Source organism: Streptomyces argenteolus (genome assembly GCF_042902585.1).
Classification (GTDB): domain Bacteria; phylum Actinomycetota; class Actinomycetes; order Streptomycetales; family Streptomycetaceae; genus Streptomyces; species Streptomyces argenteolus.
The window spans coordinates 549,051-563,795 of sequence record NZ_JBIBEG010000003.1; the positions used below are offsets into that span (position 1 = coordinate 549,051).

Genomic DNA, 14,745 nt, shown 5'->3' on the forward strand with positions numbered 1-14,745 from the left:
CGGGGGGGCCTTCAGCTCAGCAGGAGCTGGAGGCCGCCCAGGACGGTGGCCGCGATCACGATCCGGTCGAACACCTTCTGGTTGATCCGGCCGACGCAGGCGCGGCCGAGGTAGGCGCCGGGGATGACGAACAGCACGAGGGCGGCGTCCAGGAGCAGCGACCTGGCGTCGATGAGGCCGAGCCCCACGCTGAAGGGCACCTTCGAGGTGTTGACGATCAGGAAGAACCACGCGGACGTCCCGAGGAAGCCCAGCTTCCGGAACCCCGCCGAGAGCAGGTAGAGCGACATCACGGGGCCGCCTGCGTTGGCGACCATGGTGGTGAACCCGCCGAGCACTCCGTACGAGCGGGCCTTGAGCCGTGCTGCCCGGGAGGGTGCCTCGGTCTCCTCCTCGGGGGGCGGCTGGGAGCCGGCGCGCCGTCGCCAGAGGGTGACGCCCGCCATGAACAGGAGGATCGCGCCGATCGAGGTGCGTACCGCGTCGTCGCCGGCCCACATCATGAAGAAGGTGCCCGCGAGCACGCCGACCGCCACGGCGGGGAAGAGGCGCAGCAGGGTCGGCCAGTGGGCGTGGCGCCGGTAGACCAGCACGGCGAGGATGTCGCCCGCGATCAGGATCGGGAGCAGCACTCCGGTGGATTCGCGGGCCGGGAGAACGGCCGCGAAGACCGCGAGGCTGATCGTATTGGCTCCGCTGACCGCCGTCTTCGAGAAGCCGACGAGCGTGGATGCCGCCGCGAGCGCGGCCAGTTGCCAGAGTGTGATGGTGTCCATTCCGGATCAGATGGTAGACACATCTTCCTCTCGGCGGATCATCGTTCCCTCCGTCCCCTCCGCGTCGCCCTCCGCTCGCTATGCTGCGATCGCTCGCGGAAACGTTCAAACGAACACGGCACAGCGGTAGGCAAGGGGGCCATCATGCGGGAGCCGGTCGATTCGAGGCGGAAGCGCATCCTCTCGGTGGTGCACGCGCGCGGCGCCGTCAAGGTGAGCTCGCTCGCCGAGGAGCTGGACGTCTCGGCGGTCACCCTGCGGCGGGACGTGGAGGAGCTGGCCAGGGCGGGGATGCTGCGGCGCGGCCACGGCGTGGTCCGCCCGATGGGGGGCGTCGAGCGCACCACGGCGGTTCCGGCACCACGGGGCGGTGAACCCGCCGGGGAGGGGGGCGCGATCGCCCTCGTCGTCCCGGAGCGTCATTCCTATCTGTACGAGACCCTGCACGGCGCCCGGACGGCACTGGAGGCGGCCGGGGAGCACATCACCCTGCGCATCGCGCCCCAGGCGGCCGGCGCGGAACGGCCGCAGGTGGAGCGCGCGCTGGCCGCCGGTGTCCGCGGGCTGCTCATCGCGCCCCGATGGCGCAGCAGGGCGGGCGAGGAGGCCGACTACGGCTGGCTCTCCGAGGTGGAGGTGCCGACCGTCCTGATGGAGCGGCGGCCCCGGGCCGGCAGCGCGCTGCACGCCCTGGACTCGGTGTGCACCGACCACTGGTACGGGATCCATCTGGCCGTGGACCACCTCGTCTCGCTGGGCCACCGCCGGATCGTGCTGGCGGCGAGGAACGACAGCCCGACCGCCCGCTCGATCCGGGCCGCGTTCGCCGAGATCGCGGGTGCGCGGCCCGAGGTGGAGGACTGGGCGGTGGTGCTCAGCTCCCCGACCGCGGGCCCAGGGGAGCCGGGCAGCCGGGAGGAGGCTCCGGATCTCGCGGCACTGGTGCACGGGCGGGGCTTCACCGGCGCGGTCCTGCACGGCGACGAGGACGCCCTGATGCTGGTCCAGAAGCTCGCGGAGAACGGGATACGGGTGCCGCGGGACTGCTCCGTGGTGGCGTACGACGACGTCGTGGCGGCGCTGGGCAGCACCTCCCTCACCGCGGTGGCCCCGCCGAGGGGCGAGATCGGGCGGGCGGCGGCCGAGCTGCTGATGCACCGTCTGGCCCATCCGCCCGGCACGACCGGTCCGGTGCGGCGGGTCGAGCTCCTGCCGGGCCTCGAAGTGCGCGGATCGACTCAGGAGTTGCCCCACCCGGCACACTGATCGTTTGAACACTTCAAGCTTCTTTTGATCGATCTATTGACCACTAACGATCAGCCGATCAGTATTCCCGTGTCTCGAATCAGGAGCCGCGGGAGGCGCACATGCCTGGTCGACAGAGCCGTCGATCCGTGCTCGCCACGATCACCGCACTTCCTCTGGCAGGCGCTCTCAGCGCCTGCGGAGGGGGCGGCGGAGACACACGATCGGGCGGTACGAGCAGTACCGGCAGTACCGTAAGCAGCAGGAACGGCAGGAAGACCCGGATCACCTTCTGGTCCGCCCTGCGGGGCAGCCAGGAGGTCGTGGACGCGTTCAACCGCGGTCACGACACGATTCAGGTCGATTACCAGCAGGTCCCCTCGGGGGCCCAGGGCGGTTACGCCAAGCTCAGCAACGCGGCCCGGGCCGGCAACGCCCCGGACATCGCCACCATCGAGTATCCCCAGGTCCCGGGTTTCGCCATCGACGGAGTCTGCAGGGACGTGACGGACCTGGTGAGCGCGGGGCTCCGGGCCAAACTGCTTCCGCAGGCGCTGGGTCTGACCACCTTCGAGAAGCGGGTGTTCAGCGTCCCGCTCGACATAGAGCCGATGGTGCTGCACTACCGCACCGACCTCTTCGAGCGGTACGGCCTGACCGTGCCGCGCACCTGGGAGGAGTTCGAGGAGGCGGCCAGATCCGTGCGCGGCGGGAGCGGCGACCGCCGGATGGCCCTCTTCCCGACGGACGGTGACACCCATCTCGCCGCCTTCGCGTGGCAGGCGGGCGCCCAGTGGTTCGACACGTCGGGCGGCGCCTGGAACGTCTCGCTCGCCGACGCCCCGACGCGACGCGTGGCCGCGTACTGGCAGCGGCTCACCGACCAGGACCTGGTCTTCATGAACGCGGTCGAGAGCCGGCACAGCGATGTCCAGATCGGCAACGGCCTGGTGCTCAGCAGGCTCAGCGGCGCCTGGGACGCCGGGGCCCAGATGAAGGCCCGGCCGGGCCAGAAGGGCAGGTGGGCGCTTGCGCCGCTCCCCCAGTGGGATCCCGCCGACCCCGGGGTGGGGACCCACGGCGGTTCGACGTTCGCGATCACCAAGGACAGCGCTCACCCCGAGGCGGCGATGGAGTTCATCGAGTGGCAGGTGTCGCACCCGGACGCCCTGCGCGCCCGGCTCTCCAGCGGCGCGAGCAGCCAGTACCCGGCCGCGCCCGGCCTGGTCGACGTGGGCCGCAAGGCCTTCGACCGGGCCTACTACGGCGGCCAGGACATCTACACCCTCTTCGAGCAGGAGGCCGCCAAGATCCGCCCGGGCTGGGTCTGGGGCCCCCGGATGACGGCCACCGGCAAGATCATGAAGGACGGGCTGGCACGGGCGAGCGGCGGCCAGGGATCCGTCATCGGAGCCGTCAGGGCGGCGCAGGAGGGCACCATGCCCGATCTCAAGGCGCTCGGCCTGACCACCACCCAGCGCTCCACATGACCGGCGGTCCCCTTCCGTTCCCAGCAGCAGAGAGGCAGGTGACAGCATGACCAGCGCCACCCCCGTGTCCGTCCATGCGGACGCCCCCGCGCGGCCTTCGCCGGAGCGTCCGGCCGCCACCGCGCCGGCACCGAAGGGCCGCAGGTCCGCCCGGCGGCGTGAACTGGGCGCCTGCGGCGTCCTGATGACGCCGTTCTTCGCCCTTCTGGTGACCGTCTTCCTGATCCCGGTCGCCACCGCCGTGTATCTGAGCTTCTTCAGCGACGACCAGCCCGGGCTCGGTTTCGGCCCCGAACGGACGGTCTTCGCCGGGCTCCGCAACTACGCCGCCGTCCTCGCGGACCCGACCTTCCTCGGCGGTCTCGGGGTCGTCGCCCTGTACTGCGTGGTCTACATCCCGCTCATGGTGCTCGGTGCCCTCGTGCTGGCCCTGCTGCTGGACTCCGGCGTCGTCCGCCTGCGGGGCACCGTCCAGCTCGCGCTGTTCCTGCCGCACGCCGTGCCGGGCATCATCGCGGCCCTGATCTGGCTGTACCTCTACACGCCCGGCATCAGCCCGGTCATCGACCTGCTCGGCAGGGCGGACGTCACCGTCGACTTCCTCGGGGTGCACATGGTGCTCCCCTCCATCGTGAACATCGCGCTGTGGAGCAACCTCGGCTACAACATGGTGGTGTTCTACGCCGCGTTGCAGGCGGTCCCCCGCGAGGTGATCGAGGCCTCCGTGGTCGACGGCGCCGGTCCGGTCCGCACGGCCCTCCAGGTCAAGACCCCGCTGGTGCGCTCCTCGATCGTGATGGTGGCGATGTTCACCCTCATCTTCGCCCTCCAGCTCTTCACCGAGCCGATGCTGCTCAGCCAGTCGACCCCGATGATCAACTCGCGCTTCTCACCCAGCATGTACATCTACGACGCCGCCTTCACCCGGAACAACTACGGTCTCGCGGCTGCCGCCTCGGTCATCCTGCTCCTGTGCACGATCGCCCTCTCCTACGGCGTCACCCGCTGGACCAACCGTGCAGACGCCACCGAGGAGGACGCCCGATGAGCGCGTCGACCGTGTCCCGTACCGCGTCCCCCCTCCGGCCCCGGCTCCTCGGCCGTTCCGTGGTCAACCTCGTGGTCCTCGTCTCGGTGCTGTACACCCTGCTGCCGGTGCTCTGGCTGGTCCTGGCGGCAGCCAAGGACCGGGACGCCCTGTTCAGCAGCAGCTTCCTGTCGCTGACCGACTTTTCCTTCGTTCAGAACATGAAGGACCTGTTCGCCATGGACGGCGGGCTCTACGGGCGGTGGTACGGCAACAGCCTGCTGTACGCGGTCGTGGGCGCGGCGCTCGGCGCGCTGATCAGCATCGCGTGCGGCTACGCCTTCGACAAGTACCGCTTCGCGCACAAGGAGAAGCTGTTCGGCCTGGTGCTGGCCGCCGTGATGGTGCCGCAGACCGTGCTCGCGCTGCCGCTGTACCTGATGGCGTCGGGTGCCGGACTGGTGAACACCTTCTGGGCGGTCTTCATCCCCGTCCTGTTCAATCCCTTCGGCGTCTACCTGGGCCGCATCTTCAGCCAGGGCTACGTGCCCGACGAGGTGCTGGAGGCCGCGCGGATGGACGGCGCGGGCGAACTGGCGGCCTACTTCCGGGTCGCGCTGCGCATGCTGGGGCCCGGCCTGGTCACCGTCTTCCTCTTCCAGCTCACGGCCATCTGGAACAACTTCTTCCTGCCCATGGTCATGCTCTCCGACCAGGACCTCTATCCGGTGAGCCTCGGTCTGTACTCATGGAACAGCGCCGCGTCCGTATCACCCGAGTACTACCCCGTCGTCATCATGGGCTCGCTGCTCGCGGTTCTGCCCCTGATCCTCGCCTTCGCCCTGCTCCAGCGTTTCTGGCGGTCCGGGCTGACGGCGGGCGCCGTCAAGTAGCCGTGCCGCCCCGCCCGGACCACCGCACAGGAGAACCATGCCCAGCACTCCCCCCGCCCACCGACTGCCGCGTGCCGCGCTCGCCATGGGAGCGGACGCCGCCGCCGCGGTGCTCTCCCCCGCCTCCCTGTCGGCACTGGCCGAGGTGTGCACGCTCGCGCCCCTGCCGGCGATCGACGACTTCACCACGCCCGCGGCCCGCGCCGCGCTCGCGGACACGGAGATCCTGATCACCGGCTGGGGGTGCCCACCGATCCACGCGGGCGTGCTGGCCGCCGCACCCGCGCTGCGGGCCGTCGTGCACACGGCGGGCTCCGTACGGGGTCATGTCACCGAGGCCTGCTGGGAGAGAGGCATCGAGGTGTCGTCCGCGGCGGCGGCCAACGCCCTCCCGGTCGCCGAGTACACCGTCGCCATGATCCTGCTGTCGGGCAAGCGCGTCCTGGAGCGGGCCCGCGACTTCCGCGCCACGCGTCACCGCGACGCCTGGCTGGCCACCCCTCCCGACGTGGGCAACTACCGCCGTACGGTGGGCATCCTGTCCGCCTCCCTGATCGGACGGCGGGTGATCGAACTGCTGCGCCCGTACGACCTGCGGGTGCTCCTCCACGACCCGTACGTCACGGAGGCCGAGGCCGACGCGCTCGGGGCCGGACTGGTGTCCCTGCCCGGCCTGTTCGCCGGGAGCGACGTCGTCAGCGTGCACACACCGCTGCTGCCGGCGACGACGGGCCTGGTCAGCCGGGAGCTCCTCGCCTCCATGCGGCCCGACGCCGTTCTCGTCAACACCTCCCGGGGGGCGGTCGTCGACCAGGACGCCCTCACCGACGTACTGCGCTCGGAGCACATCCGGGCGGTGCTCGACGTCACCGATCCCGATCCGCTGCCGGTGGACCATCCGCTGTGGGACTGCCGCAACGCGACCATCACCCCGCACCTCGCCGGATCCCAGGGCAACGAACTGCGGCGACTCGCCGACCTGGCCGTCGGCGAGGTCGCCCGCTGGGCCGAGGGCGGCAGTTTCGCCCATCCCGTACGACGCGAAAGGCTGGCATTCCTCGCATGACCCTCATCCCCTTCCGGCTCCCCCCGGCGGATCACGAGTCGAGTCCCCTCACCGGCTGGACCCGGGACCACTGGGAAGCGGTGGCCGACGGACTGCTCCGCTCGGCCTGGGAGTGGTCGACCCCCGGCCGTGCCCTGATCGACCTTCCGGGGCGCCCGTCCCGCTCCGGCGTCCGCTCCGACGGCCTGGAGGGCTACGCCCGGACCTTCCTCACCGCGGCGTTCCGCGTCGCCGGCTCGGGCGGCGAGGATCCGCACAACTGGCTGGAGCGGTATGCCGACGGGCTCGCCGCGGGCACCCGCACGGCCGGGCGGGACGACGCCGAGTCGTGGCCGCTGATCCTGGACCACACGGTCTTCGGCCAGCCCATGGTGGAGTCCGCCTCGGTGGCGATCGGGCTCAGGCTGACCCGGCCCTGGCTGTGGGACGGGCTGGACGCCCGCACGCAGGACCGGGCGGAGGAGTGGCTGCGCGGTGCGCTGCGGCACTCCCCCGCGCCCAACAACTGGTACCTCTTCCCGTTCTCCGTCGCGGGTTTCCTGGAGTCGGTGGGCCGGGGTGACGCCGAGACGGCGAGGGCCCGGCAGCGTGCGCTCGACCTGATGGAGGGGTGGTACCGGGGCGAGGGCTGGTACTCCGACGGCGACGGGCGGGCCTTCGACCACTACAACGGCTGGGCGCTGCACCTGTATCCGGTGCTGGACGCGTTCCTGTCGGGTGACGAACAGCTGGCCGCGCTCTACGGCGGCCGGCTGCGCGAACACCTGGAGAGCTTCTCGCTGATGTTCGGCGCGGACGGTGCGCCGATGCACGTCGGACGCTCCCTCACCTACCGGTTCGCGGCGGGAGCAGCGATCGGGATGGGCGCGGCGTCCGGGCACACCCCGCTGGCGCCGGGCGTCTCGCGGCGGCTGATCAGCGGTTCGCTGCGGTACTTCCTGGAGCATGGTGCGGCCGGTGACGACGGTCTGCTGAGCCTCGGTTACCACGGCCCGCACGACGCGACGCTCCAGGTGTACTCGGGCCCGTCCTCGCCGTACTGGGCGTCCAAGGCCTTCGTCGCGCTGCTGGCCCCTCCGGAGCACCCGTTGTGGACCGCTCGCGAGGAACCGGCGCCGAGCGAGGGCCCGGACCGGGTGCTGGCCCTGCGGTCACCGGGCCTGCTCGTCCAGTCGACGCGTGCGGACGGCATCGTACGGCTGCACAACCACGGCAGCGACCACGTGCGGCCCCATGAGGCGGAGACGGCCGACGTGTCGGACCCGCTCTACGCGCGCCTGGCGTATTCGACGGCCACCGGCCCGACGGCGTCCACGAACACCGCGGACAACCACCTCTCGCTCAGGGTCGCGGGCTCCCGCAGCAGCAGGGTCCGCATCCGTCCGCTGGGGGCGGGGCACGGCGAGGGCTGGGGCTGGGCCGCCTCCTGGCACATCCCGGTCTTCCCCGAGGGGGCGCCGACCTGGCCGGGTCTGCGGGTGGAGAGCGTGACCGTGGTCCGGGGCCGGTACGAACTGCGGGTGCACCGGATCCTGGGCGCCCCGGCCGACGCGCGGGCCGAGCAGACGGGTTGGGCGACGGAGCCCGGGGGCGCGGTGCGTTCCTCGCTGCACGGGCTGCACGGCTGGACGGAGCAGGAGGAGGTGCGGGCACCGCAGGGCACGGCGTTCACCCGGTGGGCGGTGCTGCCCCGGCTGGGTGCGGACGTGGAGGGGACCGAGGTGCTGGTGGCCCTGGCCGCACTCACCGGCGAGCCCGAAGCCGGCCCGCTCGCCGCGGCGGTGAGCGCGGTGGACGTGAACGGGGATCGGATCGAGGTGCGTTGGGCGGACGACGGCTCGACCACCCACGTGGGCTTCGCGCCGCTGGAGGTCGGCCACGGCCTGTAGCCCGGAGACGGCCGGCCCCTCACCGCGCGCCGTTCACCTGGCGTGGGGCCCGTCGCCGTCACCGGCGAGCGCCGGGAGGAGGTGCCGTGCGAGGAGCTCTTCGATGTCGCGCAGGGCCCGCGCCACGGTGCGGTGCTCCTCGCGGAGCCTCACGATCACGGGGCCAGCTGGGGGAACTGCTTCTCGAAGTCGGTGAACGCCCCCTCCTCGCCGGAGTGGTGCGTACGAAGGGAGTCGCAGAAGGCGAGGCAGTGCACCGCGAGCCCCTTTCCCGGCGCCCGTTCCGGCCGGAAGATCCCGGTCCCGGAGGAGCTGCGCACGCTCGCGCTGACCCCTCGGCACCTGTACCTGCTCGCCCACCTGCTCCTCGACGGGCCGATGAGCGTGGACCGGCGCCGGAAGATCGTCAGCATCTCCCCCTCGCACCGGGACACGATCCACGGGTGTGGCTGGGGCACGGGGCGACGGCCTGGCGGGAGGCGCTCGGACCCTGACGGCCGAGCAGCGCCGGATGTTCGTCGACACGCCGGCGGCGTACGAACGCGCCCTCGCCGACGGCTGAAGCACAGCCCGGCCCGCACACACCCCCGCGAACGAACGCCGGGGAAACACTTTCCGCGCTCCGCCTTAATGGAGAACTACGGAACCAGTAATTCAGGAATACACTTCACACGTCTCCCCGAAATCCCCCGAATTCAATTCCGAACAGCACGTCGCGCGGTTACGCTGAGGCCGCTTCGCCCAGTGGCGTGGCAGCTGCCGAAACGCCTGGGGAGGCGTCGGTCGCAGCTTTCGGGGGTGCGGGGGACGGGGGCGGCTTCGCCGTGGGGGGGGAACAGGTCGACGGGTGAACACTCTCCCCGGCCGTTGCCGTTCGTCCCTGGGACCGTTCGGCGAGGCGAGAACTCCTTCGCAGTGCTTTCCCGCAGCCGGAATTCTCTTGACGACGAGTAAGGAAAACCGTGCGACGCATCACGTCCGTATTCCTGTCCCTGAGCGCCCTTCTGACGGCCTCCGTACTGGCCGCACCGATGGCCGGATCCGCACCGCGGACCGACGGCCCGGCCCCCGTCCCCAGCGGCTGGGCGGCGGTGGACGGCGCCGCGCTGGAGCGCCTCGCCTACGCGGCGGGCGCGTCGCAGGCTCCGCTCGCAGCCGGCCGCACCACCTCCGCGACGGCCGCCGAGCCCGAGCTCCTCGCCCTGCGGTCGGCCCGTAACGAGAAGTTCGTCGCCACCGAGGCCACCTACCCGGCCCCGAACACCGGCGTCCTGCGCGCCCGCTCCGCCGAGGTCGGCGGCGGCTGGGAGGGCTTCGCGTTCGAGTGGGACGAGCCTTCCGCGACCTACGCGCTGAAGTCCCTGGCGAACGACCGGTACGTCGCCGTGGAGAAGAACTACACCGGCAGCGCCCAGAACGTGCTGCGGGCCCGCTCCGCGAGTGTCGGCGGCTGGGAGCGCTTCTACCTGTTCTACAACGAGGAGCTGGACCGCTACGCCCTCCAGTCCACGCTGAACGGCCTGTTCGTCGCCATGGAGAACAGCTACACCGGTTCGCTCCAGTACGCCCTGCGCGCCCGTTCGACCGCGATCACCGGTTCCTGGGAGGAGTTCAGCCTCTACGGCATCGGCGCCTGACCGCGCCCCCGCCCCGGTGCCCGCGATGCTCGGGCACCGGGGCCCGCGCGGCGAGGAGCTGCCCGGGCCTCGGCCTCGTCCGCAGCGGCGGCCTGGGCCGACTGGTGCCGCTCAGACGTCCGTGCGGATCACCACCGCGAGGGTGCGAGGACCGTGGACGCCCTCGACCCGCTCCAGTTCGATGTCGGAGGTGGCCGACGGTCCGCTGACCAGGGTGGTGGGCCTCTCCGGGACCAGCCGGGCGACCGCCTCGGGAACCCCGGCCACGACCGAGGACAGGTCCACGACACAGACGTGCAGGTCGGGCACGAGGGACAGGGCGCGCCGCCCCTGGTCCGGCGATCCGTCCAGGAAGATCGTGCCGGTCTCGGCGCAGCTGACGGCGGAGGCGGTCACGACACCGTCCAGGGCGTCGAGGCTGGGCGCGGGGATGTCCGCCGAGTCCCGCTGGACCTCGCCGTCGTAGGACACGAGCCACTGTTCGTCCAGCCCGGCGGGCACTCCGATCCGCCGTGCGCCGTGCCCGCGCAGCACCTCGGCGACCACGTCGGCGGTGCGGTCCGCCGTGCAGGGGTGGACCAGTGCCTTGTAGTCGACGAGGCGGTCGGTCAGGAGCGTGAGGCGTTCGCCGTCCGGGAGAGTGCGGCCGGTGCGGTAGGCGCGGGGGATCTCGGTGCCGGGGGTGGGCGCGAGGGCCAGGGCGTCCCTGATCCGGCCGAGCACGGTGTCGCGTGCGGTGGGGGTGGTCACCGGTCCTCCTCGGGGGCCTCGGCCGTACGGCGCGCGCCTTCGTCGGCCGCCGCCCGCATGGTCTCCGCGCCCTCGGCCGACGCCAGCCAGGAGCGGAAGGACTGCTTGGGCGGTGCGGCGGTGTCCCGGCTGTCGCTCCAGCCGCTGAGGGGGGCCGGCAGATGCGAGATCGTGCCGTCGCGTCCGCCGACGACCCAGCCGAGGGAGGCGGCCTTCTGCGCGGCGGTGAAGAGCCCTGGTTTCTTCATCACCGAGGCCGCCGCCTTCATGGCCAGCTTCTCCGCCGTGGTCCCGGCCTGTTCGGTGTGCTGGTGGCGCAGCTCGACCAGCATCGAGGGAATGTCGATCTTGACCGGGCAGGCGTCGAAGCACGCGCCACAGAGGCTGGAGGCGTACGGCAGGGAGCTGTTGGGGTCGTTCTTCGCCGCGTGCATCCCGGCGAGCTGCGGCGTGAGCACCGCCCCGATCGGCCCGGGGTACGTCGATCCGTACGCGTGTCCCCCGGCCCTTTCGTACACCGGGCAGACGTTGAGGCAGGCCGAGCAGCGGATGCAGTTGAGCGCCTCGCGGCCGATCGTGTCGGCGAGGGCGGCGGTGCGCCCGTTGTCGAGGAGGACCAGGTGGAAGTCCTGGGGCCCGTCTCCCGGGGTGACGCCCGTCCACATCGAGGTGTACGGGTTCATCCGCTCGCCGGTCGAGGAGCGGGGCAGGAGTTGGAGGAAGACCTCCAGGTCCTGGAAGCGCGGCAGGACCTTCTCGATGCCCATGACGGTGATGAGGGTGTCGGGCAGCGTCAGGCACATGCGGCCGTTGCCCTCCGACTCGACGACGGCGAGGGTGCCGGTCTCGGCGATGCCGAAGTTGGCGCCGGAGACCGCCACCTTGGTCGTCATGAACTTCTCGCGCAGATAGGCACGGGCGGCGGCGGCCAGGTGCGCGGGCACGTTGTCGAGGTCCGGGTCGATGCCGGGGATCTCGTCGAGGAAGATCTGCCGGATCTCGTCGCGGTTGCGGTGGATGGCGGGCACCAGGATGTGCGAGGGCTTGTCGTCGGCGAGCTGCACGATGAGCTCGGCGAGGTCGGTCTCGTACGGCGTGATGCCGACCGCTTCGAGGTGCTCGTTGAGGCCGATCTCCTGGGTGGCCATCGACTTCACCTTGATGACGTCACGGCTGCCGGTCGCCCTGATCAGCCGGGTGACGATCTCGTTGGCCTCCACGCCGTCGCGGGCCCAGTGGACGGTGCCGCCGCGCTCGGTGACCTTCCGCTCCAGCTGCTCCAGGAGTTCGGGCAGCCGGTTCATGGTGTCGGTCTTGATCGCCGACCCCGCGTCGCGCAGCTGTTCCCAGTCAGGGAGTTCGCCGGTGACGTTGAGGCGCTTGGTGCGGATGGTGCGGGTGGCCCTGCCGAGGTTGCGGCGCAGCTGCCCGTTACGGAGTTCGTCGTGGGCCGCCTCCGGGAACCTCCGGTCGCCGCGCAGGTTTCCCGTGCCGTACGGGGAGCGGGGCGGGGCTGCGGGCATGCCGAGAAACGTGCTCATCGGGCGGCCTCCATCGGGGCGTACGGCGCGGTACGGGTGGATCCGAGGATCTGGGCGAGGTGCAGCGTGCGCGTACCGGACCTGATGCGGGAGAGCCCGCCTCCGATGTGCATCAGGCAGGAGGAGTCCCCCGCGGTGCACACCTCGGCCTCGGTGTCGGCGATGTTGCGCATCTTGTCCTGGAGCATCGCGGTGGACGTCTCGGCGTTCTTGACGGCGAAGGTGCCTCCGAAGCCGCAGCAGGAGTCGGCCTCGGGGAGTTCGACGAGGTCGATGCCCTCGACGGCCCGCAGCAGTTCCAGCGGTTTGTCGCCGACCCGGAGCATGCGCAGGGAGTGGCAGGTGGGGTGGTAGGTGACGCGGTGCGGGAAGTAGGCACCGACCTGGGTGACGCCCAGGACGTCGACGAGGAGTTCCGAGAGCTCGTACGTCTTGGCCTTGACCGTGGCGACACCGGCGCGCAGCGAGGCGTCCCCGTACCGCGCGGCGACGATCTCGTGCTGGTGGCGGACGGAGCCCGCGCAGGATCCGGACGGCATGACGACCGCGTCGATCGAGGAGTCGCCGAACTGCTCGGCGAAGTTCCGTACCAGCGGGACGGGTTCGCGCTGGTAGCCGGTGTTGACGTGCATCTGCCCGCAGCAGGTCTGGCCCGGTGGGAACACCACGTCGTGGCCCAGGCGGGCGAGCAGGACCGCCGTGGATTTCACCGCCTCCGGGAAGAGCGTGTCTCCCAGACAGGTGGCGAAGAGTCCGATGCGCATGGGACCTCCCCGGGTTGATTTATGGTCCGACCATACTAGCCTCGGTCCGCATGGGGAAGCAGGGAGCCTGCGCCGCTTTCCGACGTGGCGCTCACGTTCCGGACCCTCCGCGTCCGGCGGACCGGAACGGTCAGCACGGCGAGGCATCCGACGATCAGGAGCGTGCCGGCCCAGCCGAGGAGGGGCAGGCGTTCACCGACGACCAGCACGGCGAGCACGGCCGCGACGGCGGGCTCCAGCAGCGAGAGCGTGGTCGCCGTGCTCGCCGGCACGTGCGCCAGCCCCCAGCCGAAGAGGACGTAGCCGGCGAACATCGGCACCAGGGCCATGTAGACACCGACGGCGGCATTGGACCAGGAGTGGAGGAGCGGCCCGCCGGTCACCAGCAGCACCGGCAGCAGGAGCAGCGCACCCAGGCCGAAGACGGTGCCCATCGCCGCCCCCGAGGCGACACCCCTGCTGATCAGGCGGTGGGCGGCCCAGGAGTAGACGGCATACGTGAGACCCGCGACCAGGCCGAGCCCCACCCCGAGCACGGTCGCCCCCACGGAGCGGGCCCCTTCGCCGGAGTGCGCGTCGGCCGCTCCGGCGGCGCAGAGCAGCGCCGTTCCGGCCAGTCCCAGCGAGGCACCGGCCGTCCACCGCCGCGTCAGGCGCCGGCCGTCGACGGCACGCTCGATCAACGCCGACGCGAGCGGGGCGGACCCGATCGACACGACGGTCCCGACGGCCACACCCGCCAGGTGCATGGAGGAGTAGAACGCCGGAGGGTAGGCACCCACCGCCAGCGCGCCGAGCAGCACCACGCCGCGCTGTGCGCGCAGCCCGGCGCGTTCCACCGCCACCCGGCGGGCGGCCACCAGCGCCTGGAGCAGCCCGCCCACGCCCATGGCTGCCGCACCGATGGCCAGAGGACCCACTCCCGGGGCGAAGGTCGCCGCGGTGCCGGTGGTTCCCCACAGCACCGAGGCGAGGAGTATGCACAGCGAACCCAGCCCCACCGGTCGCGCCGCGCGCCCGGCCGGCCGCGTCACAGACGGTCCAGCAGGCCGGCCGCCAGGGTCCGCGCATGCCGCAGACGCGTGCCGCCGCCCTCCAGGCCGGCCCGCGCCATGGCTCCCTCCAGCAGGAACGCCAGGTGCTCCGCCACGGTGCGGACCTCCTCGGGCCGGTCGGGCAGGAGTGCACCGAGGTGCCCGGCGAGCAGGGACTCGACATCCTCCTTGTGGCGGCGCACCACCTCCCGCCCCTCGTGACCGGCGGGGAGTTCGGCCGCCGCGTTCAGGAGGCCGCATCCACGGAAGCCGTGTTCGTACGCGAGGTCCGCGTGATCGGCGTACGCGTCGAAGACGGCCAGCACGCCGCTGCGGGCGTCGCTCACCGCGGCCAGCCGGCGGCGGTACAGGTCCAGCCATTCCTCGTGCCGGGCGTCGAGGTAGGCCATCACCAGGTCCGCCTTGGAGGCGAAGTTGTTGTAGAGGCTCATCTTCGCCACGCCCGCCTCGGCGGTGATGGCGTCGATCCCGGTCGCCGAGACCCCGTCCGCGTAGAAGCGTTTCGCCGCGGCGGCGAGCAGCCGTGTGCGCGCGGTTCCCCTTCTGTTCGCGGGGTGCGCTGCCGGGGTGGAGGCCTCACTCATCACGTTCCCTCTCGCTATTAGGTAGGTC

The 14,745-nt window shown here is 71.6% G+C and carries 15 protein-coding genes; 7 read left to right on the forward strand and 8 right to left on the reverse strand.

Annotation, left to right across the window (positions count from 1 at the left end; genetic code table 11):
- Positions 1 to 11: 11 nt before the first annotated feature.
- Positions 12 to 776, reverse strand: a complete 765-nt coding sequence (locus ACFY8O_RS15050) for a sulfite exporter TauE/SafE family protein (RefSeq protein ID WP_387902148.1) — start codon at positions 774 to 776, stop codon at positions 12 to 14.
- Between the two features lie 144 nt (positions 777 to 920).
- Between ACFY8O_RS15050 and ACFY8O_RS15055 the strand changes: the two genes are divergently transcribed.
- The 6 genes from ACFY8O_RS15055 (at position 921) to ACFY8O_RS15080 (ending at position 8,386) form a co-directional block, all read left to right on the forward strand.
- On the forward strand, positions 921 to 2,042 hold the full coding sequence (locus tag ACFY8O_RS15055) for a substrate-binding domain-containing protein (protein ID WP_387902150.1): 1,122 nt from the start codon (positions 921 to 923) through the stop codon (positions 2,040 to 2,042).
- A gap of 101 nt (positions 2,043 to 2,143) precedes the next feature.
- The gene (locus ACFY8O_RS15060) at positions 2,144 to 3,511 is read left to right on the forward strand and encodes an ABC transporter substrate-binding protein (protein WP_387902154.1); all 1,368 of its coding nucleotides are present in this window, start codon (positions 2,144 to 2,146) and stop codon (positions 3,509 to 3,511) included.
- A 46-nt stretch (positions 3,512 to 3,557) separates the two neighbouring features.
- Complete coding sequence (locus tag ACFY8O_RS15065; protein WP_387902157.1) at positions 3,558 to 4,559, forward strand: carbohydrate ABC transporter permease; 1,002 nt, start codon at positions 3,558 to 3,560, stop codon at positions 4,557 to 4,559.
- Positions 4,556 to 5,431, forward strand: a complete 876-nt coding sequence (locus tag ACFY8O_RS15070) for a carbohydrate ABC transporter permease (RefSeq protein WP_145805692.1) — start codon at positions 4,556 to 4,558, stop codon at positions 5,429 to 5,431. Before ACFY8O_RS15065 ends, ACFY8O_RS15070 begins: the two co-directional genes overlap by 4 nt.
- Positions 5,432 to 5,468: 37 nt before the next feature.
- Complete coding sequence (locus ACFY8O_RS15075) at positions 5,469 to 6,497, forward strand: hydroxyacid dehydrogenase (protein WP_387902161.1); 1,029 nt, start codon at positions 5,469 to 5,471, stop codon at positions 6,495 to 6,497.
- On the forward strand, positions 6,494 to 8,386 hold the full coding sequence (locus ACFY8O_RS15080; RefSeq protein WP_387902163.1) for a DUF2264 domain-containing protein: 1,893 nt from the start codon (positions 6,494 to 6,496) through the stop codon (positions 8,384 to 8,386). Before ACFY8O_RS15075 ends, ACFY8O_RS15080 begins: the two co-directional genes overlap by 4 nt.
- Positions 8,387 to 8,419: 33 nt before the next feature.
- Here ACFY8O_RS15080 and ACFY8O_RS15085 read toward each other — a convergent pair whose 3' ends face one another.
- Positions 8,420 to 8,545 (reverse strand): hypothetical protein, encoded by a 126-nt coding sequence (locus ACFY8O_RS15085; RefSeq protein WP_387902165.1) that lies wholly within the window; start codon positions 8,543 to 8,545, stop codon positions 8,420 to 8,422.
- Positions 8,542 to 8,706 carry a hypothetical protein gene (locus tag ACFY8O_RS15090; RefSeq protein WP_387902168.1) on the reverse strand — a complete coding sequence of 55 codons (165 nt, stop codon included), beginning with the start codon at positions 8,704 to 8,706 and terminating at the stop codon, positions 8,542 to 8,544. The genes ACFY8O_RS15085 and ACFY8O_RS15090 overlap by 4 nt, the downstream gene beginning before the upstream one ends.
- A gap of 651 nt (positions 8,707 to 9,357) precedes the next feature.
- Between ACFY8O_RS15090 and ACFY8O_RS15095 the strand changes: the two genes are divergently transcribed.
- The gene (locus ACFY8O_RS15095; RefSeq protein ID WP_387902544.1) at positions 9,358 to 10,023 is read left to right on the forward strand and encodes a fascin domain-containing protein; all 666 of its coding nucleotides are present in this window, start codon (positions 9,358 to 9,360) and stop codon (positions 10,021 to 10,023) included.
- A gap of 111 nt (positions 10,024 to 10,134) precedes the next feature.
- On the opposite strand, the gene ACFY8O_RS15100 is transcribed toward ACFY8O_RS15095, so the two are convergent.
- The 5 genes from ACFY8O_RS15100 to ACFY8O_RS15120 are packed head-to-tail and all read right to left on the reverse strand — an operon-like array spanning position 10,135 to position 14,717.
- Positions 10,135 to 10,773 carry a LutC/YkgG family protein gene (locus ACFY8O_RS15100; RefSeq protein WP_387902171.1) on the reverse strand — a complete coding sequence of 213 codons (639 nt, stop codon included), beginning with the start codon at positions 10,771 to 10,773 and terminating at the stop codon, positions 10,135 to 10,137.
- On the reverse strand, positions 10,770 to 12,314 hold the full coding sequence (locus ACFY8O_RS15105) for a LutB/LldF family L-lactate oxidation iron-sulfur protein (RefSeq protein WP_387902173.1): 1,545 nt from the start codon (positions 12,312 to 12,314) through the stop codon (positions 10,770 to 10,772). The genes ACFY8O_RS15100 and ACFY8O_RS15105 overlap by 4 nt, the downstream gene beginning before the upstream one ends.
- Entirely contained in the window at positions 12,311 to 13,078 is a 768-nt protein-coding gene (locus ACFY8O_RS15110) for a (Fe-S)-binding protein (RefSeq protein WP_145805704.1), read from the reverse strand. Before ACFY8O_RS15110 ends, ACFY8O_RS15105 begins: the two co-directional genes overlap by 4 nt.
- Positions 13,079 to 13,113: 35 nt before the next feature.
- A complete protein-coding gene (locus ACFY8O_RS15115; RefSeq protein WP_387902176.1) occupies positions 13,114 to 14,112 on the reverse strand; it encodes a DMT family transporter in 999 nt (332 codons plus the stop codon).
- Complete coding sequence (locus tag ACFY8O_RS15120) at positions 14,109 to 14,717, reverse strand: TetR/AcrR family transcriptional regulator (protein WP_387902178.1); 609 nt, start codon at positions 14,715 to 14,717, stop codon at positions 14,109 to 14,111. Before ACFY8O_RS15120 ends, ACFY8O_RS15115 begins: the two co-directional genes overlap by 4 nt.
- Between the last annotated feature and the right edge of the window lie 28 nt (positions 14,718 to 14,745).